The organism is Pseudomonas sp. TH21 (assembly GCF_016651025.1).
Taxonomy (GTDB): Bacteria; Pseudomonadota; Gammaproteobacteria; order Pseudomonadales; family Pseudomonadaceae; genus Aquipseudomonas; species Aquipseudomonas aylmerensis.
The window spans coordinates 2,382,854-2,403,640 of record NZ_JAEKEQ010000001.1; the positions used below are offsets into that span (position 1 = coordinate 2,382,854).

The following is a 20,787-nucleotide window of genomic DNA, read 5'->3' on the forward strand; positions in this document are numbered from 1 at the left end:
TCATGCCCACCCTCGACATCGGCCAGGCCTTGCCGTCACGGCAATACACGCCGGGCACCGTGCAACTGTTCCTGTACAACGCGGCGATCTGGAATGCCCACCGTATTCACTATGACCTGCTGTACGCGCAGCACCAGGAAGGCCATCCGGCGTTGCTGGTCGATGGCCCGTTGCAGGGCGATTGGCTGACGCAGTTGCTCTACGACTGGATGGAGGACAGCGACGAACTGCTGGCCTTCGAGTACAGCAATCGGCGCGCCGCCTACGTCGGTGACGTGTTGACCGCCCACGGTGAAATCCAGGCCGTGGAGGGCGAACGCATCACGCTGGCGTTGCAGATCGTCAATCAACAGGGCCAGGCCACCACCGTGGGGCGCGCCACGCTGCGCCGACCCTGAACGTTTCACCCCCCTATAAAAACAACAAGCCCGAAAGGGCCGGAGGGCACCATGCAGCAACGTTTACCGCCGAAAAGGCAAAACCTCTACGAGGTCTGGGGCGACACCATTGATGGCCGTGACCTGGCGATGTCCATCGGCATTGGCGCGGTGGTCAGCCTGGGCGCCTACTTCGCCGCGCAGCAAGTGCTGCACCACCTGGTGGAGTCGGCGCAGATGGCGCGAGCCTACGCCATGCTGATCGGCATTCTCGGCTGCCTGGCCGGTGGCGCCATCAGTGCCAGGCTGTTTGCACCCAAGCGCGACGTGCAGGAAAACGTCGCCGACCAGAGCTTTCGCGAACAAGTGGTGGCTGACCTGCTCAAGGAATACGGCAGCCTCGGGCGCCTCGAGGACTTGTCCGCCGAGGTAATCGCCGAACTGCGCGAGCTGGAGTTGTATGAGCTGTTCCGGGAAGCCCAGGCCCGTGAAGAAAACGTGCCGGTCGCCCAGGCCCCGGCACTGACTCCCAGCCTCAGCGGAGGGCGCGGGTGATGGAAGTCTTGTTGCATGAAATCATGATGGCCTTCGCCCTTGGGCTGCTCGGCGCGGTGGTGTTCGCAGCCATCGGCCTGGTCTCCGGCACGGATGAGACCACCACGCTCGCACCGCTGACCATGCTGGTGGTGCTGCTGGGCGCGCCGCCGGCCGGGGTATTGACATTCTTCCTGGCCGGCGCCGTGGCCAAGCACATGACGCATGCCGTGCCGACCGCGCTGCTGGGGATTCCCGGCGATACCTCGGCCACGGCCCTGCTGGCGGATGCCAATTACCTGCGCAAACTCGGCGTGCCGCATATTGCCCTGCGCAAGATGATCTCCGGTGGCGCGGTGGCGGCGTTGATCGCCGTGCCGTTGTCGGTGCTGTTCGCGGTGCTGCTGGCGCCGTTCGGTGCGGTGATCAAGCAGTTCGCGCCGTGGGTGTTCCTGTGCGCGGCGTTCACCATTGCCTATTTCTCTGCCGGGCGTTGGGCCGCCGTGCTGGCGCTGGTGCCGTTTGTGGTGGTGATCGTCGCGTTGCAGGCGCTGACCGGGCAATACGGGGTCAAGCTGTCGGTGAGTTACTTCCTCGGCATCGCCGTGGCGCCGTTGATTGCCTCGCTGTTCTCGCTGTTGGCACCCAGTGAGCGCCAGCGCATGCGTCGGGACCACTACCGGGTGTTTTCCCTGGCCCCGGACGTGAAGGGCTGGAGCGGCTACTTTCCCAACCCGTTCAAGGTCATCAACCCGCGCCAGGTGCGCGTCACGGCCATGGCTGCCAGCGTTTCCAGCGCCACCTTCGTGTTCAGCCCGGTGGCGATGACGGTGATCATGGGCGAAGTGATCGGCTCGCGGATCAAACAGGCCTATGACCGCCTGACCACGGTGATCACCGCGCGTAACGGCGTCACCGAGTCGACCTACATCGCCGAAACCCTGATCCCGCTGATGGCCTTCGGGCTGCCGCTGAGCCCGGTGGCCGCCGGCCCGGCCGCGCCACTGTTCAACGCACCGCCGCGCTTCTTCGTCGACAACGCCACCGGCGAGATCAACAACCTGCACAACCTGCTCAACACCTGGGAATTCCTCGGCTACGGCATGCTCGCGGTGATCGTGGCGATCCTGGTCGCGTACCCGTTCACGATGAACTTTGCCCACGGCGCCGCCGCCTTTGTGGTGCGCAAGATCAGCCATGAAGCGGTGATCGCGACCTTTATCGGCCTGGTGCTGGTGATCGGTATCTGGGAAGGCGGGCTGCTGGGGTTGATGGTGATTGTCACCGTGGGCCTGCTCGGCGGCTTCCTCGCACGCTTCCTGGGTTTCAACATCGGCGTGCAGTTCATGGGCTATTACACCGCCGTGCTGACGGTGCCGGCGATCATTGCGTTGACCGGCAACTAAACCGCTCCACCTCACCTTATCTCTCAAGCCAACAGATACCCGTTATCTGCGACGGGAGGCGTTCGCCTCCCGAAAAGGAATAATAACAATGAAGATCCTTTTACGTGCCAACCCTGTGGTGCTCACCTGCCTGGTCTTCACGGCCGGCAGCAGCTATGCCGACGGCTTTATCGACGACAGCAAGGCCTCGCTGAACCTGCGCAATTTTTACCTCAACCGCAACTTCGTCAATGGCGCCTACCCGCAGGCCAAGGCCGAGGAGTGGACCCAGAGCTTTATCCTCGACGCACGCTCGGGCTACACCGCCGGCGTGGTCGGCTTGGGTGTCGACGTGCTGGGCCTGTACTCGGTGAAGCTCGACGGCGGCAAGGGCACGGCCAATACCCAGCTGTTGCCGGTGCACGATGACGGGCGTCCGGCGGATGATTTCGGACGGCTCGGCGTGGCGCTCAAGGCCAAGCTGTCGAACACCGAACTCAAGGCCGGTGAGTGGGCGCCGGCCTTGCCGGTGCTGCGGTCCGACGATGGCCGCTCGCTGACCCAGACCTTCCGTGGCGCGCAGTTGACGTCCAGGGAGATCAGCGGCCTGAGCCTGTACGGCGGCCAGTTTCGTGCCAACAGCCCGCGCAACGACGCGAGCATGGACGACATGTTCATGGCCGGGCGCCCCGATGCCACCTCCGACCGCTTCAACTTCGGCGGTGCCGAATACCAGTTCAACGACAAGAAGACCCAGCTCGGCGTGTGGTACTCGGAACTGGCGGACATCTACCAGCAGCGCTACTTCAACCTGACCCACAGCCAACCGGTGGGCAGCTGGGTACTGGGCGCCAACCTCGGCTATTTCTCCGGTGAAGAAAACGCCAAGGCCCTGGCAGGCAACCTGGACAACCGCGCGATGTCGGCGATGCTCTCGGCGCGTACTGGCGCGCACACCTTTTACCTGGGCGCCCAGCGCATGTCCGGCGACAACGGCTGGATGCGCGTCAACGGCACGGCCGGCACCAGCCTGGCCAACGACAGCTATAACTCCAGCTACGACGCGGCCAAGGAGCGCTCGTGGCAGGTACGCTACGACTATGATTTCGCCGCCCAGGGCCTGCCGGGCCTGACCTTGATGAACCGCTATATCCGTGGCGACAACGCGCATGTCGGCGCGATCACCGATGGCAAGGAGTGGGGGCGCGAGTCCGAACTGGCCTATGTGGTGCAGAGCGGGCCGGCTCGCAACCTCAACGTGCGCTGGCGCAATTCGACCCTGCGCCGGGACTTCAGCACCAATGAGTTCGATGAGAACCGGTTGATCATCAGCTACCCGCTGTCGTTGCTCTAAGCCACTGATCGGCAGGCACGCCGCCCGGCGTGCCTGCCGATATCCGCCCCAGACAATCCGAGCCCGGTGCTAACTGTCTGCGCGCGCCGGATCGACGCGGATATCGAGGAAGACGAAGCGCTTTTTCGGGTCCGCAGCGGCCATCTCCAGTTGCTCATCGATCAGTTCGCGCGCCTTGTCTACCGACAGTTCATGCTCGTTGCCCAGGGCGTCGGCGCAGCGCAAGGGCACGTGGCAGATCTGTGCGATGTCACACGCCGCATAGCCGTCGACACGCTTGGCGCCGGGTGCCGGGGCCGCGAGGGCACTCCAGGCGACTTGGGTATCGACATATTCCTGCAGCACGCGAAATCGGTGCTGGCGCTGTTGCAGGCGCTGGAATCCATGCAGCACGGTGGGCAGATACTCATCGTTGAACGCTGTGGTCAGGTCCGGTCGGCCGGGGAACTGCCAGCGGCCATCGAAACGAATCCAGTCGCGCTCGTCCAGCGGTCGCCCGCGTCGGTTTGGCACCAGCTCGGCCAATAGCGTACCGGTGCAACTGGCGAGGATGTCGTCGTGCGGCCACTGCTCCCACTCGACGCTGAAATGGCCCAAGCCCTGGCGCGCAAAGTCGCGAATGGCGGTGGCCAGAAAGAACGCGGCCTGACGGTGATGCAGCACATTCCAAGGCTGTACCCCTAAATGCGCATAGACATCGCCGTAGGGTCCGTGCGCTTTGTAGAACACCAGCAAGGGCACCTCCCATTCCCCCGGCGACGTTTCGTGGAAGCAGTCGAAGGGGGTGTCGATGTCGTCGGCAATCACGATATGGAAGTGCGCGCTGCGGTAGCGTTCGGCGATCGTTGCCAGCAGCCCCATGACATCGCCCGAGGTGCGCCAGGGTGAGCTGTCGTAATAATCGCCCGTGCGGTCGTCGGCGCCGTCCAGCCAGCTCGGCGGCACATTGAATTGCTCGGCGATGGTCGCGCAATTGGCCGGTGTCAGCCAGGGTTGCAGGGCATCGGGAGTGGTCAGGCGGGGCGGCGCGACCCAGGGGTCAATGTCGAGCAGCTCATTGAACGCCGGTCCTCGCACCCCGTGAGCCAGGATCACCTGCAGGACACGGTCGGCATTTTTGTTGAAACTGCCCAGCAGGCTCAGCGCGCGGTGGCCCATTTCTTTTTCGAGTCGCTGTATGGCTTTGTCTATGTGCGCCTGACTGTTGTGCCGGGCCATTTCAAACAACCCCTCCAGATCGAGAATGTCGGTCTTGGGATCGAAGCAGATGCCGGCAGCATGAGCGTGTTGAGCGATCGAAGCCGCCCGGTAGTTTTTCTGCCGGCCACAGACCATCACGAGGTAGAGCTTTTGAAGCGTGGCGGGCAGGGCCGGGACGTGGTCGAGGGTGTCTTTGACTTTGCGCGGAGTGCGCGTCACGGTGACTTGCACCCCCACAGTGCCATCGTCGGACAACAGGTCTATGCCAGGGTGGTTGGGGTAGTCCTTGTTCAGGTCGATGAAGCCGCCCATGCCGCACAAGTGCGACATCAGCTCAGCGATCACCGATTCGGCCAGCCGGGCGGTGTCCAGGAGCTGGGCATTTTTTTTCATCTCGACGTAGTGCTTGAACACCACCAGCATCAGGGCCAGTTGATCAAGTTGTGCATTGCGAGAAACCAGTGTGTCGTTCATGGCGGGCCGTGCTGCTGCAAGTGGAACGTGGAGTGTGCCAGCAGTGGTGGCTCAGGGCCATGATCTCGGTTATTGTCCGGCCTTCGTCTGGCGGCCACGGGCACTGCGCGGGGTGCGCCAGGAAAGAGATGGACGGTATTGGCCGGTGCCCGGAGAGGACGGCCCGATAGGAGATCAGATGATTGGCGAGACGTTTACAGCTTCCTGGCCGGATTATTTCGACGTCAATGTCGACATTGCCTGGACACCCCCGCGCCCCACGACCTGCTGTTTTCCAACGGCATCCCGGAAAATGACTACGCCTATTTCTATGCCATCGTCGCGAGGGTCGACCGAGAGTGGTGGCCTTACTACATCGGGATGACCTACAAGCAAACCGCCGCCGTGCGTCATCGGCAGGCCGACCACGTGCAGCGCCTGGCCAGGCTGCGCGCCAACCATCCAGGCGTCACGTTCAGCCTGTGCCTGGGTGTGCCGACTTTTCAGGTGGGCCGGGATGACCCGGGCACCATCCGAGAAATCGAAAGCTTGCTGATCTATGCGAATTGGCACGAGGACATGGTTAATGATTCCGGCATCAACAACTGTCGACCAGGCCGGCAGATCTACGTGCACAACTCAGGGTGGACCGACCACCTGTACAAGGAAGTTTCCTGCGGCGTGTTCTATCGAAGGTGATCCCTCACGGTCGCTGCGGCTTCACCGACGTACCGAAGGTGTTGCCCATGCGCACGCTGGTCGCCGCCGGAGTGGCCAGGCCGACCTTGTTCGGCTGGCGCCGCTCTACCGGGATGCTCTGCGCCTCGCGATTCTTCTGCGCGGCCTTGGTTGCATTCGTCTCGCTGCCCATCTGCTGGCTCAGGCACCCGTAGTCCGGCGCCTTGTAGCCATCCACCGCGACTTCGGCGCAGCCACCCGGGGCATTGTCGGCCTGGGCGAGCAAGGGCAGGGCGGCGCACAGCAACAGGCTGGCGAGGGTCGGTAAATGCTTCATCAGTGCCTCCTGGCGGGCCCGGGGTGTGGGCCGTTGTGCCTGGCAAGTCTAGTGCAGCGGGCCTCTCGTCACCGTGATGTTTTTTTTGCTATCACCGTAACATCAGGTTCATAAACTGGCCTCAGGATGACGGTTTTCTAGGGCGCGTCGGCCGTGCAGCGATGCAGAGCAGGGGGTGAACAGGGAGCCTGGAGGCGCGCCGGATGCGTCCTGGTCTTGCTGTTGCTGCTGGCGGGCGGCGGCGCGGCGCGGGCCGAGACACCGCCGCTGGCGCTGAACCTGCCGGCACAAGACCTCGAGCACGCCCTGCAAGCCTACAGCCGCGCCACGGGCATGGCGGTGCTGGTCGACCGCGAGTTGACCCGGGGCCGGCGTTCCATCGGCGTGCGCGGGCGCTTCACGGCGCCTGAGGCGCTGGCGATGTTGCTGACAGGGAGCGGGCTGATGGCGCGTTACGCACGCAGCGATGCGTTTACCTTGCAGGTGCCGCAGGTCAGCCAGCCGCCGGCAGCGCGTGGTGCGGCGGCCCGTCAGGCGGCGCGGATCAACAGCAGTTATGCCACCGCCGTGCAGCAGGCCATCGAAGCCAGCCTGTGCCGGTCGCCGGTGACCCGTCCCGGCAGTTTTCGCGCGCTGGTGCAGGTCTGGGTCAATCCTGACGGGGTCATCGAACACAGCCGGCTGGTCAGCTCCACCGGCGATGAACAACGCGATGAAGCACTGGTCCGCAGCCTGGGCACGGCGCGGGTGGAACGCCCGGCGCCAAGCTCGCTGCGCCAGCCGGTGACTTTACTTTTGATGCCCGACACAACAGGAATGCGCATGGAATGCACAGCAGTCAAAGGAGCCTCGGGCGGATGAAAAATACCGGGCACAGCACGATGGTCAGCTTGTTCCTGGCCTCCTACGAAGACTTCAAGGTGCGTTTGCGCAAGCGCCTGGGGTCGGAAGACCTGGCCAATGACGTCCTGCACGAAACCTATCTGCGGGTCGACCGCATGGACGTGCCGCCGAACCTGCAACAACCCAACGCCTACCTCTACCGCATGGCCTTGAACATCGCCGCCGACCGCCGCCAGGCCGATGCGCGCCTGCTCACCGGCAGTGAAGTGGAAGAGCTGCTGCAAAGCGCCGACGAAGCCCAGGACCCCTCGCGCGTGGTCGGCGGCCAGAAAGAAATCCAGTCCCTGGTCAAGGCGCTCTACGAGCTGCCGGCGCGTCGTCGCAAGATCCTCATCGCCGCGCGCCTGGAAGAGGCACCGCACCTGGAAATCTCCCAGCGTTTCGGCATTTCCACGCGTATGGTCGAGAAGGAAATCAAGGCCGCCCTCGGCCACTGCGCCAAGCGCCTGGAAAGAAAAGTGATCCAGCGGTTCGGTCCCGGGGCCGGAAAACCGTCTTAGTGTCGAGTCCCTGATAAATCCGTGAGTATGTGCGCGCTTGAATATTTTTAGCCTCTCCACCGCCCGGGAAACCGCCGCCAGCCCCCTGCACGATGAAGCCCGCGACTGGCTGGTCCTGCTGACCTCGGGCCGTGCCACCGTGGCCGACGCCAAGGCGCTCAAGGCGTGGTGCGCGCAAAGCCCCGAGCACGCCCAGGCGTTCGAGCAGGCCAAGGTGGTATGGCAGCAACTGGCCCCGGCCGCCGCGCAAGTGGCGCAGCCGCGTCATTTCGGCCGGCGCGCTTTCCTCGGCGGCGCGATAGCCGCATCGGCAGCCGTGGTCATGGTGCACGTCGGCTCGCCCGGCGGCTTCGCTGGCCTGACGGCGGACTACCGCACCGAGGTCGGCGAGCAGCGACAAGTGCTGTTGAGCGACGGCATCAGCCTGGAACTCAACACCCAGACGCGCATCAGCCGAGTGGGGCAGGGCATCGAACTGCTTGAAGGCGAAGTCGAAGTGCTCGCCCATACCGCGCAGCCACTCCAGGTCCTGGCCGGCGCAGGCGCGGTGAGTGCGGCACAGGCACGCTTCAACCTGCGCAACACCGATCAGACCGTCTGCGTGACCTGTATCGAAGGCTGGCTCTCGGTGGACGTCGCCGGCCGCAGCGTGCGCCTGGAAGGTGGACGGCAACTCACCTACAGCGCCGCCGGCATGGGCGAAGCCGCGGTGGTGGATACCCAGGCGGTGGTGGCCTGGCGCGAACAGGTGCTGGTGTTCAACAACGCCACACTGGCGACGGTGGTGGACGAGATCAACCGCTACCGCCCCGGCATGCTGGTGCTGCTCAACAAGCAACTTGGCCAACGCCGCGTGCAGGCACGGTTCAGCCTGCAGCAGTTGGCGGGAGTGGCGTTGTTGATTCGGGATGCGTATGGGGCCAAGTGCACGGAGTTGCCGGGTGGGGTGGTGTTGTTGAGTTAATCACTTCAACGGCCCCACCACCTGCCGATAGCGCTCCGCACCTTGGGGCGTCTCCCGGACCAGACTGATCTCCATCCCCAGCGGATCCTCACGCCGATTCCCGCTCAGCTGCCGCCAGCCCTTATCCGCCTCCCACACCCGCACCTGCAGATCACTGACCCCTGTCAGCACCACCACCGCATCCTTCGCCGCCGGCAACGGATAGCGATCCCGTGCAGGCGCCGCAGCGCGATACAAACGGTCGCCCTTGAGCCACCAACGTACCCGTTGCAGGCCATCCCCGGCGACGGGGGCGCTGCGAATGATGTCCAGCCGAAACCCTTTGCTGTCGGAACTGCGCACTGTCACGGCCGCCAGTCCATCAACCTTTTCTTCGTTGTTCCTGGAGGGATCCGGGGCGTTCAGTTCGACGCTGGCGCGCAGGCTGATGTCGCGTTGCATCTGGTTCAGTGCGCGCAGCAGCACTTCGGTCTGTTCGCTGCTGGCCTGCAGGTGCTGGTCGGCGCGGGTGACGCTGTCCAGCCCGCGCCAGGCGATGACGCTGACCAGCGCCATGAGCATGATCGCGACCATTACTTCGATCAGCGTGAAGCCCTGTTGGGAGGTGTTCATGGCTGGCTCACCACGCGCATCAAGCCTTGGGCGTCGCGTTGCAGGCTGAGGCTGTGTTGGCCGTCGGAAAGCACCACGCGCAGCGCTGGGCTGATCCATTCGGCATCGAGTACCAGGCGCTGGCGCGGTTCGACGGTGATTTGCATCGGTGTGCTTTCCCATAGGCGCGGGCGCAGTGGGTCGTCGCCCTGGAAGGTTTCGATGCCGCTGCCGTCGTCGCTGCGGCGGTTGAAGCGAAAGCCCTCGGCATCCCCGCGCCAGGTGATCGGGCGGCCGTCCGTGCGGGCTTCGGCCTGGGCGATTTGTAGCAGTTGGCTGAGGCGCTCGGCGTCCTTGCGCAGCAGGTGCAGTGGGTCGGGCTTGATGGTCAGGCTGATGGCGGCGCTGGCAATGCCGATGATCACCAATACCACCATCAACTCAATCAGGGTGAAGCCGTGTTGTTTCATCGCAGGGCACCTGGAGAACTGGAGAGGAGCTGAAATAAAAACGTGCGAATTGAGCTGTAGGCTGGTGCCACGGACAAACAGGAGGTCCTACTCATGGCATTTGCCCTTCGTTTTTCACCGGCCCACGGGGTGCAGGCACTGGCGGTGCTGGCGGCATTGGCCGGTGTGGCGGTCTGGACGCCGCTGCTGCTCACGTCGGCCGAATCCCACACACCGGCGGCCACGCCCCAGGCCCTCGCGGCGCGCAGTGATAACCCGGCGCTGCAATGGTTCTCGACTGCGCCGTCGGCAGTGCAGGTCAAGGTCTCGGGTGTGCTGGCCGGGGCACGCGGTGCCGTGGCGATCCTCAGCCTCAACGACGGCCCGCCCCGCAGCTTTTTGTTGGGTGAACGCCTCAGCCCCGGCGTGCGCCTGACGGCCATTGAAGGCGACGGCGTGGAGATCGAGCGCGGCGGCGAGAAGCTGCGCGTGAAGCTCGACAAGTTGCCGGACGGGCCTGCGCTGCCGCTGCTCACTCGACCCTGACCTGTGTGTCCAGGCGCGCCAGCGGCGGCGCTTCGCGGCGGGCGTCGAGCACCTGCACATGCACGTGAAACAGTGCGCCATCGGCGCTGATGGTTTGTTCGCAGCGCAGCTGCAAGCGGCCCTGGTCGCAGTCGAAGGTCTTTTTGCCGCTGCGCAAGTGGCCTTCCAGGCGCAACTCGGCCAGGCGGCTCTGCGCTGCCAATAAGGCGATGGACTTGTCGCGCAGCAGGCCATTGCTCTGGGTCATCAACCCGGCCACGCGCACGGCTGCGGCCATGGCCACGGCAATGATCGCCAGCGCCACCAGCACCTCGATCAGGGTAAAGCCTTGCGCCTTGCGACGGCTGTCCATGGGGGTCTCGAAAGCCTGGAAACAGGCCCGCAGACTAGCGCCGGGAGTTGACCGATTGGCGACCGAAACTCCCGAGGATTTTCAATACGACTGACATGTGTTCTTGCAACACTGCGCCACGAAATGCACTCAAGCCAAGGAATGTCGAGATGGATATCGCGCGCCTCAAATCCCCATTGCCAGGGCCTCGCGGCCAGCGTGGCTTCACCTTGATCGAGATCATGGTGGTGGTGGTCATCCTCGGGATCCTGGCGGCGATGGTGGTGCCCAAGGTCCTGGATCGCCCGGACCAGGCGCGGGCCACGGCGGCGAAACAGGACATCGGCGGCTTGATGCAAGCCCTCAAGCTGTATCGGCTGGACCACGGCACCTACCCGAGCATGAACCAGGGCCTGAAGGTGCTGGTGGAGCGCCCGGCGGATGCGAAGAACAGCAACTGGCGCGCCTACCTCGAGCGCCTGCCCAACGACCCGTGGGGCAACCCTTATCACTACCTCAATCCGGGCGCCAATGGTGAGGTCGATGTGTTCTCGCTGGGGGCCGACGGCCAACCGGATGGCGACGGCGTGAATGCCGATATCGGCTCCTGGCAGTTGTAAGGCGCGCCATGAAACGGTATTCGCCCACAGCGGCGAAGCAGCGCGGCATGGCGATTATCAGCGCCTTGCTGATCGCGGCGGTGGTGGCCGTGCTGGCCGGCGCAATGCTCACGCGTCAGAGTGTGTTCACTCGCAGCCTGGAAGCCGAGCAATTACGCGTGCAGGGCCAGTGGCTGTTGCAAGGCGGCCTGGAGCGCAGCCGGCAGATGCTCTGGGAGGCGCGCCAGAAGGAGGTGCTGACGCGCCTCGACCAGCCGTGGGCGCAGGCCCAGGGCGGCGCGTTCGAGGGGCAGATCGAGGACGAGCAGGGCAAGTTCAACCTGCGCAACCTGGTCAACCGCCAGCAGCCGGATGCCGAGCAATTGCAGTCCTTCGAGCGCCTGTGCCGCCTGATCGGGGTCGACTCGGCCGTGAGTCGGCGCATCAGCCAGCGGGTCATCGCCTCCTACGAGCAGAACGGTGTGCCGGCCAAATACCCGATGCTGCGCAACCTCGACGACTTGAGCGGCATTGACGGCCTGGACCCGGCGCTGTTGCGGCGCCTGCGCACCTATATCAGCGTGCTTCCCAGCAATACCTGGGTCAACGGCAACACCGCCAGCGCCGAAGTGCTCAGCGCGGTGGTGCCGCAGCTCAGCCTGGCCCAGGCCCGGGGGTTGCTGGCCGAACGTGACAGCGGCCGCTGGTTTATCAACCGCGGGGATTTCGTCAACCGCTTGCACTTGCCCCAGGTGGCGGTGGATTCGGTGCAGGTGGGCATTACCAGCGAGTGGTTTCGCCTGCAGGGCCAGGCACGACGCGAGCAGCGTCGGGTGACCCTCGACGCGCTGCTGCATCGGCCCGAAGACCGTCCGCCACGGGTGATCTGGTCGCGGGTGGGGGTATGAAACGCTTGCGTATTGGCCTGCCGCCGCTCGATGAGTTAAGCGTGGACAGCCAGGTGACGTTTGCCTGGCTGGAGCGCGGCGTGGTGGTGGACGGAGGGCACGCCAGCCTGGCGCAATTGGGCAAGACCCGCCAGGCGCTGGATTGCTTCCTGCATCCGCGCGACAGCCTGCTGACCAGCCTTGAGTTGCCGCCGTTGCCCGCGGCGAAAACTGCTGCGGCGGTGGCTTGTGCCGCCCAGGCGCTGATCCTCGGCCCGGTGGAGCAGATGCAGGTGGCCCACGGCCCGCGTGAAAGCGATGGGCGCGTGCAGGTCGGCTGGCTGTCGAAGGCCGGCCTGGAGCGGCTCGCCGCGGTCGTCGCACAGACCCCGCTCAAGCTGCGCGGGCTGTACCCGGCGCCGTATGCCTTGCCGGTCGGCGCGGCAGCGTTGGACGACGGCTATCTGTTGACCCGTGACAGCCTGCAGCAAGGCGCCGTGCACCCGTTGGGCTTGCAGACCCTCGATGTGCCGCTGGTGGAGGCGCAGCAGCGTTGGAGCGGTGCCGTGCCGGCCTGGGGCTTGCACGCGCGTCTCAGCCAGGCACCCCGTGGCGGATGGGGCAGGGCGCTCGCCGGTGTAGCGCTGGCGACGGCGATCTGGACCGTCGGCCTCAACCTGTATGCCGCCCGCCAGGTGGATGAGGGCCAGCGGCTCAAGGCGCTGATGAGCCAGCAGGTCCGCCAGGCATTTCCTGAATTGCCAGTGGTGCTCAACCCATTGCAGCAGGCCCGCCAGCAGTTGGCTGCGCGCCAGAGCGGTGCGGCCGCCGATCCGGGCCAGCGCTTTACCCGCCTGTTGCAGCTGGCGGGCAGCAATCTGCCCTTCATGGTCGGCAGCGTCGAGAGCCTGGACTTCGAACAGGGCCGCTTGCACCTGGCGCTGCTCGCCGACAGTCGCAGCCCCACGGCCGTGGGCGATTGGCAAGCCGCGCTGGCCCAGGCCGGCTTTGTCGCCGAGCGCGATGAGCATGGCTGGAGCATCGGCCCGGCCCAGGCCGCCGAGAAACCGGAGGCCGGTGATGAATAAGTGGCGGCAGGTGCGCAGCCAGGCGCAGGTGTTCTGGAGCGGCCTGGCGTTGCGCGAGAAACGCCTGCTGATCGGCGCTGCGCTGGTCCTGGCGAGTCTGTTGACCTGGCTGGTGCTGGTGCAACCCGCGCTGAAGAAGATCGAGTACTGGCAGGCCGAGACCCCCAAGCTGCGCGCCCAGGCGGCGGCCTTGCAGGTGCTGTTGCAGGACGTCGCGGCGCCGCGCCACGGCGATGAAGCCGCGTTGCGCCAGGCCCTCGATGGCGCCGGCCTGCAGGGGCATTACCAGTTGCAGGCACTGGATGCGGGCGGCTGGCGCCTCACGCTGGAGAATGCCCCGGCAGACGCCGTGGTGAGCTGGTTGCTGGGCAATCCCCATTCGTTTTCCCTGGAGGTGTCCGAGGCGCGCTTGCAGCGCGCGCCGGATGCTGTCGATAGCTCGGCCGGCACTGTGTCCGGGACCGTTCGCATGGATCAGGCGCTTGGCGCTAAGGAAGCTTCATGAAGTGGTCAGTCCCCCATCACGCGCCTTTTCGCAAGGTCGCGCCGCTGCTGTTGCTGGCCTTGAGCGCGTGCAGCAGCCCGCAGCCAAACACGCCCTTGCTGGTGGACAGCGAACTCGGCCAGCCTCTGGCCGACACCCGTCGCAGCGGCGAAACCCCGCTCGATCGTCAGCGCGAAGTCCCGCCCAAACCCCGCGTGCAACACCCGGTCACCCACAGTGCGCGCGGCCAGGCCCCGGCGCCGGTCAAGGCGCGCAACCCGCTGGGCGACCAGCCGGTGCAGCTCAATTTCGTCGACGCGGATATCCAGGCGGTGGTGCGCGCCTTGTCCCGCGCCACCGGCCAGCAATTTTTGGTAGACCCGCGTGTGAAAGGCAACCTCACCCTGGTCAGCGAGGGCCAGGTGCCCGCGCACCAGGCCTACGACATGCTGCTGGCGGCGCTGCGCATGCAGGGCTTCAGCGTGGTCGATGTGGGCGGCGTGGCCCAGGTGGTGCCGGAGGCCGATGCGAAGTTGCTTGGCGGGCCGATCTACAGCGCCGGCAGCAGCGGCATGCAGACGCGCACTTTCCGCCTGCAGTATGAAAATGCGGTGAACCTGATCCCGGTGCTGCGCCCCATCGTGTCGCCGAACAACCCGATCAATGCCTACCCCGGCAACAACAGCATCGTCATCACCGACTATGCGGAAAACCTCGCGCGCGTCGCGCAGATCATCAATGGTATCGACACCCCGAGCGCCATCGACACCGACGTGGTGATGGTGCAGAACGGCATCGCCGTGGACATCGCCGCGATGGTCAGCGAGTTGCTGGAAACCCAGGGCGCCGACCAGACCCAGAAGATCAACGTGATCGGCGACCCGCGCTCCAATTCGATCATCATCCGCTCCGGCAGCCCAGAGCGTACGGAGCTGGCGCGCAACCTGATCTACAAGCTCGACAATGCCCAGAGCAACCCGAGCAATATGCACGTGGTGTACCTGCGCAATGCCCAGGCCGGCAAGCTCGCGCAGTCGCTGCGCGGGCTGCTTACCGGCGAAAGCGATACCGGGGTGAGCGACGATGCCCGTGGCAAGCTCAGCAGCATGGGCGGCAATGGCAAGAACAGCCCCGCCACCGGCACCGCGCAAAACAGCAGCGGCACGCCCACCGGCAGCGGCGTGCAGTCGGGTTACGGGCAAGCCAGCGGCTCCACCCCTGGCACCGGCAGCACTCCCAGTGACCAGGACACCGCATTCAGCGCCGGCGGCGTGACTATCCAGGCCGACGCCACCACCAACACCTTGCTGATTTCCGCCCCGGACCCGTTGTACCGCAACCTGCGCGAAGTGATCGACATGCTCGACCAGCGCCGCGCCCAGGTGGTGATCGAAAGTTTGATCGTGGAAGTCGGCGAGGACGACGCCACCGAGTTTGGCGTGCAATGGCAGGCCGGCAACCTCGGTGGCAAGGGCGGCTTCGGCGGCGTCAACCTGGGCGGCAGCGGCGTGAATGGCAAGCCCGCCAGCCCCACCAGCATTGATGTGCTGCCCAAGGGCCTCAACGTCGGCCTGGTCAACGGCACCGTAGACATCCCCGGGATCGGCAAGGTGCTCGACCTCAAGGTGCTGGCCCGCGCCCTGAAGAGCAAGGGCGGCACCAACGTGCTGTCGACGCCGAACCTGCTGACGCTGGACAACGAAGCGGCGAGTATTTTCGTCGGGCAGACCATCCCGTTTGTCACCGGCAGCTACGTGACCGGCGGCGGGGGCACCAGCAACAACCCGTTCCAGACCGTGCAGCGTGAGGAGGTGGGGCTCAAGCTCAACGTGCGCCCGCAGATTTCCGAAGGCGGCACGGTGAAGCTGGATATCTACCAGGAGGTCAGCACCGTGGATGCGCGGGCTTCAGTGGAGGCCGGCACGGTGACCAACAAGCGCGCGATCGACACCAGCATCCTGCTGGATGACGGGCAGATCATGGTGCTCGGCGGGCTGCTGCAGGATGGCTACAGCCAGAGCAATGATGCGGTGCCGTGGCTGTCGGATATTCCCGGCCTGGGCGCATTGTTTCGCAATGAGAAGCGCAGCGTGAACAAGACCAACCTGATGGTGTTCCTGCGCCCCTACATCATCCGCGACAGCGGGGCGGGGCGCAGCATCACCCTGAACCGCTACGAGTTCATGCGCCGCGCCCAGGGCGGGCTGCAACCGGAGCACAGCTGGGCGATGCCGGATGTGCAGGCGCCGCAGTTGCCTTCGGTGGAGAAGGCGATCCCGGGTGGTCAACAACAGCAGGGGCCGCGGGCAGTGATCCGCGCCGTGCCGGTTTCCGGAGGGGCGCGGCCGTGACTTATGGTTGCGCTCTTGGTGGGCGCTGGCTTGCCTGCGCTGCAGATACTTCGGTACGGCATGCACACCGAGTGGAGGCCTTCGCAGGCAAGCCAGCTCCCACAGAAAAACCCACCTGCTTTCGCATTGTTTTTGATCTTGATCTTGATCTTGACCTTGATCCTAGGCGCCCCATCAAACACGCTGGCCGGAATTCGATATTGATTTGGGGGCTAAACCGGCAGGGATGCCGGTTTAGCCGCCCCGCGCCATGGATGGCGCGTGGCGGCGGCCGCCCAAATCAATGTCGGATTACGGGCACACCGAGCCTGGGCGAGGTGCCGAGTGTTGGGGCAAGAGCGTTTTGCTTACTTTTGCGCTCTTCAAAAGTGAGCCGCTGTAAGAGCGGAACCCCAAGTAGACGTGACCCCAACAACGGATATGTACACCTACAAACAGGGCAAAAGCCATGAGCCTGCTCCCCTACGCCTGGGCCAAATCCCAACGCATCCTCCTGCGTCCCTGCGAGGAAGGCAGGCTACTCACCGTATGCCCCTCGACCCCCGGCTGGTCCATCAGCGAGGTACACCGTCAGTTCGGCCACAGCCGCCTTGAACAGGTGCGCGACGACGAACTCGACGGCCTGCTCGCCAGTGCCTACGCCGACACCGGCAGCGCCGCCGCCGTGGTCGGCGCCGCCGAAAACGAAGTCGACCTCGACCGCCTGATGCAAGACATGCCCGAAATCACCGACCTGCTGGACACCCAGGACGGCGCGCCGGTGATTCGCATGATCAACGCCTTGCTCACCCAGGCGGCGCGGGATGAGGCCAGTGACATTCACATCGAACCCTATGAAACCCATTCAGTGGTGCGCTACCGCGTCGACGGCACCCTGCGTGACGTGGTGTCGCCGCGCAAGGCGCTGCATGGCGCGCTGGTGTCGCGGATCAAGATCATGGCCCAGCTCGATATCGCCGAAAAGCGCCTGCCCCAGGACGGCCGTATTGCCCTGCGCGTGGCCGGCCGGCCGATTGATATTCGCGTATCGACCGTGCCGACCGGGCATGGCGAGCGCGTGGTGATGCGTTTGCTCGACAAACAGGCCGGGCGCCTGCAATTGGAAACCCTGGGCATGGAGCCGCAGTTGCTCGCGCGCCTCGATACGCTGATCCGCCAGCCCCACGGCATCGTGTTGGTCACCGGGCCCACGGGCAGCGGCAAGACCACCAGCCTGTACGCGGCCCTGGCGCGGCTGGATGCCAGCACCAGCAATATCCTCACCGTGGAAGACCCGGTGGAATATGACTTGCCGGGCATCAGCCAGATCCAGGTCAACGCCAAGATCGACATGACCTTCGGCCTGGCCTTGCGCGCGATTCTGCGCCAGGACCCGGACATCATCATGATCGGTGAAATCCGTGACCTGGAGACCGCGCAAATCGCCGTGCAAGCCTCGCTCACCGGCCACCTGGTACTCGCGACCCTGCACACCAACGACGCGGTGTCGGCGGTCAACCGCCTGATCGACATGGGGGTCGAGCCGTTCCTGCTGGCGTCGTCGCTGTTGGGTGTATTGGCCCAGCGCCTGGTGCGGCGCCTGTGCCCGCATTGCAAGCAGCAAGACCCGGCCGCGCCCGGCACCTGGCGCCCGGTGGGCTGCGCGCAATGCAACCAGATCGGCTACAGCGGGCGTACCGGGATCCATGAATTGTTCTGCGTCGACGACGACGTGCGCAGCCTGATCCACCAGGGCGCCGGCGAGCAGGACCTGCGCGTGGCCGCGCGCCGCGCCGGGATGTTGAGCATGCGCGAAGACGGCGAGCGCTGGGTGCGCAGTGGCGCTACTGCGCCCGAAGAAATCCTGCGCGTGACGCGGGACGCCTGATGAATCGCTATCGCTATGAAGCCGCCGACGCCAGCGGCAAAGTCGAGGCCGGGCACCTGGAGGCGGACAGCCAGAGCGGCGCGTTTGCCGCGTTGCGCAGCCGTGGCCTGACCGCGCTGTTGGTACAGGTTGAAGGCAATCAGTCGAATGCCGCCGGCAGCAGCCTGTTCACTGCCAAGCTGTCGGACAACGACCTGGCCTGGGCCACGCGGCAACTGGCGAGCCTGCTCGGCGCCAGCCTGCCGCTGGAGGCAGCACTGAGCGCGACAGTGGAGCAGGCCGAGAAAAAGCACATCGCCCAGACCCTCGCCGCCGTGCGTGCCGATGTGCGCGGCGGCATGCGCTTGGCTGATGCATTGGCGGCACGGCCACGGGACTTTCCGTCGATCTATCGCGCGTTGATCGCGGCGGGGGAGGAGTCCGGCGACCTCGCCCAAGTGATGGAGCGCCTGGCCGACTACATCGAGGAGCGCAACAACCTGCGCGGCAAGATCCTCACGGCTTTTATCTACCCCGGCGTGGTCGGGCTGGTGTCCATCGGCATCGTGATTTTCCTGTTGAGCTACGTGGTGCCGCAGGTGGTCAGCGCGTTTTCCCAGGCGCGCCAGGACCTGCCGGGCCTGACCCTGGCGATGCTCAACGCCAGCGACTTCATTCGCGCCTGGGGCTGGTTGTGTTTCGGTGCGCTTGTCGGCGGTTTCTGGAGCTGGCGCCTGTACCTGCGCAATCCCGTGGCGCGCCTGAACTGGCATAGTCGCGTGCTGCGCCTGCCGCTGATCGGGCGCTTTGTGCTGGGCCTGAATACCGCGCGGTTTGCCTCGACCCTGGCGATCCTCGGCGGGGCCGGCGTGCCGCTGCTGCGCGCGCTGGAAGCGGCGCGCCAGACCCTCTCCAACGACCGCCTGAGCCAATGCGTCAACGACGCCACCGCCAAGGTGCGCGAGGGCGTTAACCTGGCCCCGGCGCTGGCGGTGGAAAAAGTCTTCCCGCCGGTGCTGATCCACCTGATTGCCAGCGGTGAAAAAACCGGCGCGCTGCCGCCGATGCTCGAGCGTGCCGCGCAGACGCTGTCGCGGGATATCGAACGGCGCGCGATGGGCATGACCGCGTTGCTCGAGCCCCTGATGATCGTGGTGATGGGCGCGGTGGTGCTGGTGATCGTGATGGCGGTGCTGTTGCCGATCATCGAGATCAACCAACTCGTGACCTGAATACGGTCAAGAAAGCTGGGAAGGGGCTGCTCAGTTGATTTCGGCGCGGGCCGACATCGCCAGGCCCAACCTCGGGTTCCTCATTCCGTCACATCCAATCGCCCTTGCCACAGCCCGTACCGCCTCCACCCATTGCGGGCTGAAACCTCGCTGTCACCTGCGCCCAAAGCGTTCAGAACGATGACCAAAACACCCGAGAATCTTTTAAAAATCAAGGTGTTCCTCCCGAGGTTTTTTCCTATTGCTGTCATCGGAAACTGCGAAATTTCCTACCCATGGCCTCACCCCTCGCCACCCCCGCATCACGGCTTGGGACCGAAGCCATGGCGTCATGCAAGAGCCATCTACCCCAAACGTACAAACACGACGAAAGGAGCTTCTTCATGTTTAAGCGCAACGTTCTCGCGGTATCCATGACCCTCGCTGCACTGTGCTCGGCACAGGCTGCATTCGCTGACGTAAACGGCGGCGGCGCGACCTTGCCACAGCCGCTGTACCAGACTGCCGGCGTACTCACCACTGGCTTCGCCCCCTACATCGGCGTCGGCAGCGGCAATGGCAAGGCTGCCTTCCTGACCAACGACTACACCAAGTTCGTGGCCGGCGTTACCAATAAGAACGTGCACTGGGCTGGTAGCGATTCCAAACTGACTGCGACTGAATTGTCGACCTACGCATCTACCAAACAACCGGCCTGGGGCAAGCTGATCCAGGTGCCGTCGGTTGCAACGTCGGTGGCCATTCCGTTCAACAAAACCGGCAGCGCGAATGTTGACCTGAGCGTGCAAGAGCTGTGCGGTGTGTTCTCCGGTCGCATCAAGAACTGGAGCGGGATTTCCGGTGCTGGGCGTACCGGTCCGATCGTTATCGTGTATCGCAGCGAGAGCAGCGGCACCACCGAGCTGTTCACCCGTTTCCTCAACGCCAAGTGCAACGCTGAAACCGGCTCCTTCGCCGTTACCACCACGTTCGCCAACAGCTTCTCCGGTGGCCTGCCTGCCGGCGCCGTTGCTGCCACCGGCAGCCAGGGTGTAATGACTGCCCTGGGCGCCGCCCAAGGCCGCATCACCTACATGAGCCCTGACTACGCGGCCTCTACCCTGGAAGGCCTGGACGACGCCACCAAGGTTGCTCGCGTCGGTAAAGACGAAGCCAACGGCGTCGAAGGTGTGTCGCCAGCGCCGGGCAACGTTTCCGACGCCATCGCCCAGGTGCTGCCACCTAACGACCCAAGCGCTCCGCTGGACATCAACAACCCTGACAACTGGGTGCCAGTGTTCGGTCCAGTGGGCGCTGCCGGCGTTCAACCGTACCCTGATTCGGGCTACCCGATCCTTGGCTTCACCAACCTGATCTTCAGCCAGTGCTATGCCAACGCTGATCAGACCTCCCAGGTACGTGGTTTCTTCACCAAGCACTTCGGCGCCACTGCCAACAACGACGCCGCGATTTCGGCCAACCGTTTCGTGCCGCTGCCGGCTAACTGGAAAGCTGCCATCACCGACACTTTCCTGACGGCAACCAGCGGTCTGAGCATCGGCAAAACCAACGTCTGCAACGGCATCGGTCGTCCGCTGTAACCCACGCCTTCACCGACCTGCAACACCCGATCAGCAACGGCCTGTGCCGTTGCTGATTTTTTTGCGTTACCAGTCCCATGTGAACTTTCCATGACAGAAGTTCAGTCCGGCCCCTCGC

At 64.8% G+C, this 20,787-nt stretch carries 22 protein-coding genes; 17 read left to right on the plus strand and 5 right to left on the minus strand.

What is annotated here, in order from left to right; all coding sequences use genetic code 11:
• Nucleotides 1-2: 2 nt before the first annotated feature.
• The 4 genes from JFU04_RS10750 (at nucleotide 3) to JFU04_RS10765 (ending at nucleotide 3,650) form a co-directional block, all read left to right on the plus strand.
• A complete protein-coding gene (locus tag JFU04_RS10750) occupies nucleotides 3-398 on the plus strand; it encodes a hypothetical protein (protein ID WP_065905899.1) in 396 nt (131 codons plus the stop codon).
• A 51-nt stretch (nucleotides 399-449) separates the two neighbouring features.
• Nucleotides 450-932, plus strand: a complete 483-nt coding sequence (locus JFU04_RS10755) for a hypothetical protein (protein ID WP_201144042.1) — start codon at nucleotides 450-452, stop codon at nucleotides 930-932.
• Nucleotides 932-2,317, plus strand: coding sequence for a tripartite tricarboxylate transporter permease (locus JFU04_RS10760; protein WP_120448214.1), 1,386 nt, complete (start codon nucleotides 932-934; stop codon nucleotides 2,315-2,317). The genes JFU04_RS10755 and JFU04_RS10760 overlap by 1 nt, the downstream gene beginning before the upstream one ends.
• An 88-nt stretch (nucleotides 2,318-2,405) precedes the next feature.
• A complete protein-coding gene (locus JFU04_RS10765; RefSeq protein WP_201144043.1) occupies nucleotides 2,406-3,650 on the plus strand; it encodes an OprD family porin in 1,245 nt (414 codons plus the stop codon).
• Nucleotides 3,651-3,719: 69 nt separating this feature from the next.
• On the opposite strand, the gene JFU04_RS10770 is transcribed toward JFU04_RS10765, so the two are convergent.
• Nucleotides 3,720-5,324, minus strand: coding sequence for an SMEK domain-containing protein (locus JFU04_RS10770; RefSeq protein ID WP_201144044.1), 1,605 nt, complete (start codon nucleotides 5,322-5,324; stop codon nucleotides 3,720-3,722).
• A 72-nt stretch (nucleotides 5,325-5,396) separates the two neighbouring features.
• Between JFU04_RS10770 and JFU04_RS10775 the strand changes: the two genes are divergently transcribed.
• The gene (locus tag JFU04_RS10775; RefSeq protein ID WP_201144045.1) at nucleotides 5,397-6,002 is read left to right on the plus strand and encodes a hypothetical protein; all 606 of its coding nucleotides are present in this window, start codon (nucleotides 5,397-5,399) and stop codon (nucleotides 6,000-6,002) included.
• Between the two features lie 4 nt (nucleotides 6,003-6,006).
• On the opposite strand, the gene JFU04_RS10780 is transcribed toward JFU04_RS10775, so the two are convergent.
• Nucleotides 6,007-6,318, minus strand: coding sequence for a hypothetical protein (locus JFU04_RS10780; protein ID WP_201144046.1), 312 nt, complete (start codon nucleotides 6,316-6,318; stop codon nucleotides 6,007-6,009).
• 216 nt (nucleotides 6,319-6,534) lie between these two features.
• Here JFU04_RS10780 and JFU04_RS10785 point away from each other — a divergent pair, with 216 nt between their 5' ends.
• Genes JFU04_RS10785 through JFU04_RS10795 form a run of 3 tightly spaced genes read left to right on the plus strand, consistent with a single transcriptional unit; the run spans nucleotide 6,535 to nucleotide 8,685 of the window.
• Entirely contained in the window at nucleotides 6,535-7,179 is a 645-nt protein-coding gene (locus tag JFU04_RS10785) for a secretin and TonB N-terminal domain-containing protein (protein ID WP_065905909.1), read from the plus strand.
• Complete coding sequence (locus JFU04_RS10790; protein WP_016980117.1) at nucleotides 7,176-7,721, plus strand: RNA polymerase sigma factor; 546 nt, start codon at nucleotides 7,176-7,178, stop codon at nucleotides 7,719-7,721. The genes JFU04_RS10785 and JFU04_RS10790 overlap by 4 nt, the downstream gene beginning before the upstream one ends.
• A 37-nt stretch (nucleotides 7,722-7,758) precedes the next feature.
• On the plus strand, nucleotides 7,759-8,685 hold the full coding sequence (locus JFU04_RS10795) for a FecR family protein (RefSeq protein WP_201144047.1): 927 nt from the start codon (nucleotides 7,759-7,761) through the stop codon (nucleotides 8,683-8,685).
• Here JFU04_RS10795 and JFU04_RS10800 read toward each other — a convergent pair whose 3' ends face one another.
• Nucleotides 8,686-9,297, minus strand: coding sequence for a type II secretion system protein GspJ (locus tag JFU04_RS10800; protein WP_201144048.1), 612 nt, complete (start codon nucleotides 9,295-9,297; stop codon nucleotides 8,686-8,688).
• Nucleotides 9,294-9,746, minus strand: a complete 453-nt coding sequence (locus JFU04_RS10805; protein ID WP_201144049.1) for a GspH/FimT family pseudopilin — start codon at nucleotides 9,744-9,746, stop codon at nucleotides 9,294-9,296. The genes JFU04_RS10800 and JFU04_RS10805 overlap by 4 nt, the downstream gene beginning before the upstream one ends.
• 93 nt (nucleotides 9,747-9,839) lie before the next feature.
• Between JFU04_RS10805 and JFU04_RS10810 the strand changes: the two genes are divergently transcribed.
• Nucleotides 9,840-10,271, plus strand: a complete 432-nt coding sequence (locus JFU04_RS10810; protein ID WP_201144050.1) for a type II secretion system protein N — start codon at nucleotides 9,840-9,842, stop codon at nucleotides 10,269-10,271.
• Here JFU04_RS10810 and gspI read toward each other — a convergent pair.
• Nucleotides 10,258-10,623, minus strand: a complete 366-nt coding sequence (gene gspI, locus JFU04_RS10815; protein ID WP_106804366.1) for a type II secretion system minor pseudopilin GspI — start codon at nucleotides 10,621-10,623, stop codon at nucleotides 10,258-10,260. The two genes, JFU04_RS10810 and gspI, sit on opposite strands and share 14 nt — an antisense overlap.
• A gap of 149 nt (nucleotides 10,624-10,772) precedes the next feature.
• Between gspI and gspG the strand changes: the two genes are divergently transcribed.
• The 8 genes from gspG (at nucleotide 10,773) to JFU04_RS10855 (ending at nucleotide 20,669) form a co-directional block, all read left to right on the plus strand.
• Nucleotides 10,773-11,222, plus strand: coding sequence for a type II secretion system major pseudopilin GspG (gene gspG, locus JFU04_RS10820; protein WP_120448220.1), 450 nt, complete (start codon nucleotides 10,773-10,775; stop codon nucleotides 11,220-11,222).
• An 8-nt stretch (nucleotides 11,223-11,230) separates the two neighbouring features.
• Complete coding sequence (gene gspK / locus JFU04_RS10825) at nucleotides 11,231-12,109, plus strand: type II secretion system minor pseudopilin GspK (RefSeq protein WP_201144051.1); 879 nt, start codon at nucleotides 11,231-11,233, stop codon at nucleotides 12,107-12,109.
• Complete coding sequence (gene gspL, locus JFU04_RS10830) at nucleotides 12,106-13,176, plus strand: type II secretion system protein GspL (RefSeq protein ID WP_201144052.1); 1,071 nt, start codon at nucleotides 12,106-12,108, stop codon at nucleotides 13,174-13,176. The genes gspK and gspL overlap by 4 nt, the downstream gene beginning before the upstream one ends.
• A complete protein-coding gene (gspM, locus tag JFU04_RS10835; RefSeq protein WP_201144053.1) occupies nucleotides 13,169-13,681 on the plus strand; it encodes a type II secretion system protein GspM in 513 nt (170 codons plus the stop codon). Before gspL ends, gspM begins: the two co-directional genes overlap by 8 nt.
• Complete coding sequence (gspD, locus tag JFU04_RS10840; protein WP_120448223.1) at nucleotides 13,678-16,011, plus strand: type II secretion system secretin GspD; 2,334 nt, start codon at nucleotides 13,678-13,680, stop codon at nucleotides 16,009-16,011. Before gspM ends, gspD begins: the two co-directional genes overlap by 4 nt.
• 448 nt (nucleotides 16,012-16,459) lie before the next feature.
• A complete protein-coding gene (gene gspE, locus JFU04_RS10845) occupies nucleotides 16,460-17,878 on the plus strand; it encodes a type II secretion system ATPase GspE (protein WP_106804361.1) in 1,419 nt (472 codons plus the stop codon).
• Nucleotides 17,878-19,089: a type II secretion system inner membrane protein GspF gene (gene gspF, locus JFU04_RS10850; protein ID WP_065905925.1), complete on the plus strand. Its 1,212-nt coding sequence runs from the start codon at nucleotides 17,878-17,880 to the stop codon at nucleotides 19,087-19,089. Before gspE ends, gspF begins: the two co-directional genes overlap by 1 nt.
• A gap of 383 nt (nucleotides 19,090-19,472) precedes the next feature.
• On the plus strand, nucleotides 19,473-20,669 hold the full coding sequence (locus JFU04_RS10855) for a substrate-binding domain-containing protein (RefSeq protein ID WP_065905927.1): 1,197 nt from the start codon (nucleotides 19,473-19,475) through the stop codon (nucleotides 20,667-20,669).
• Nucleotides 20,670-20,787 lie beyond the last annotated feature (118 nt).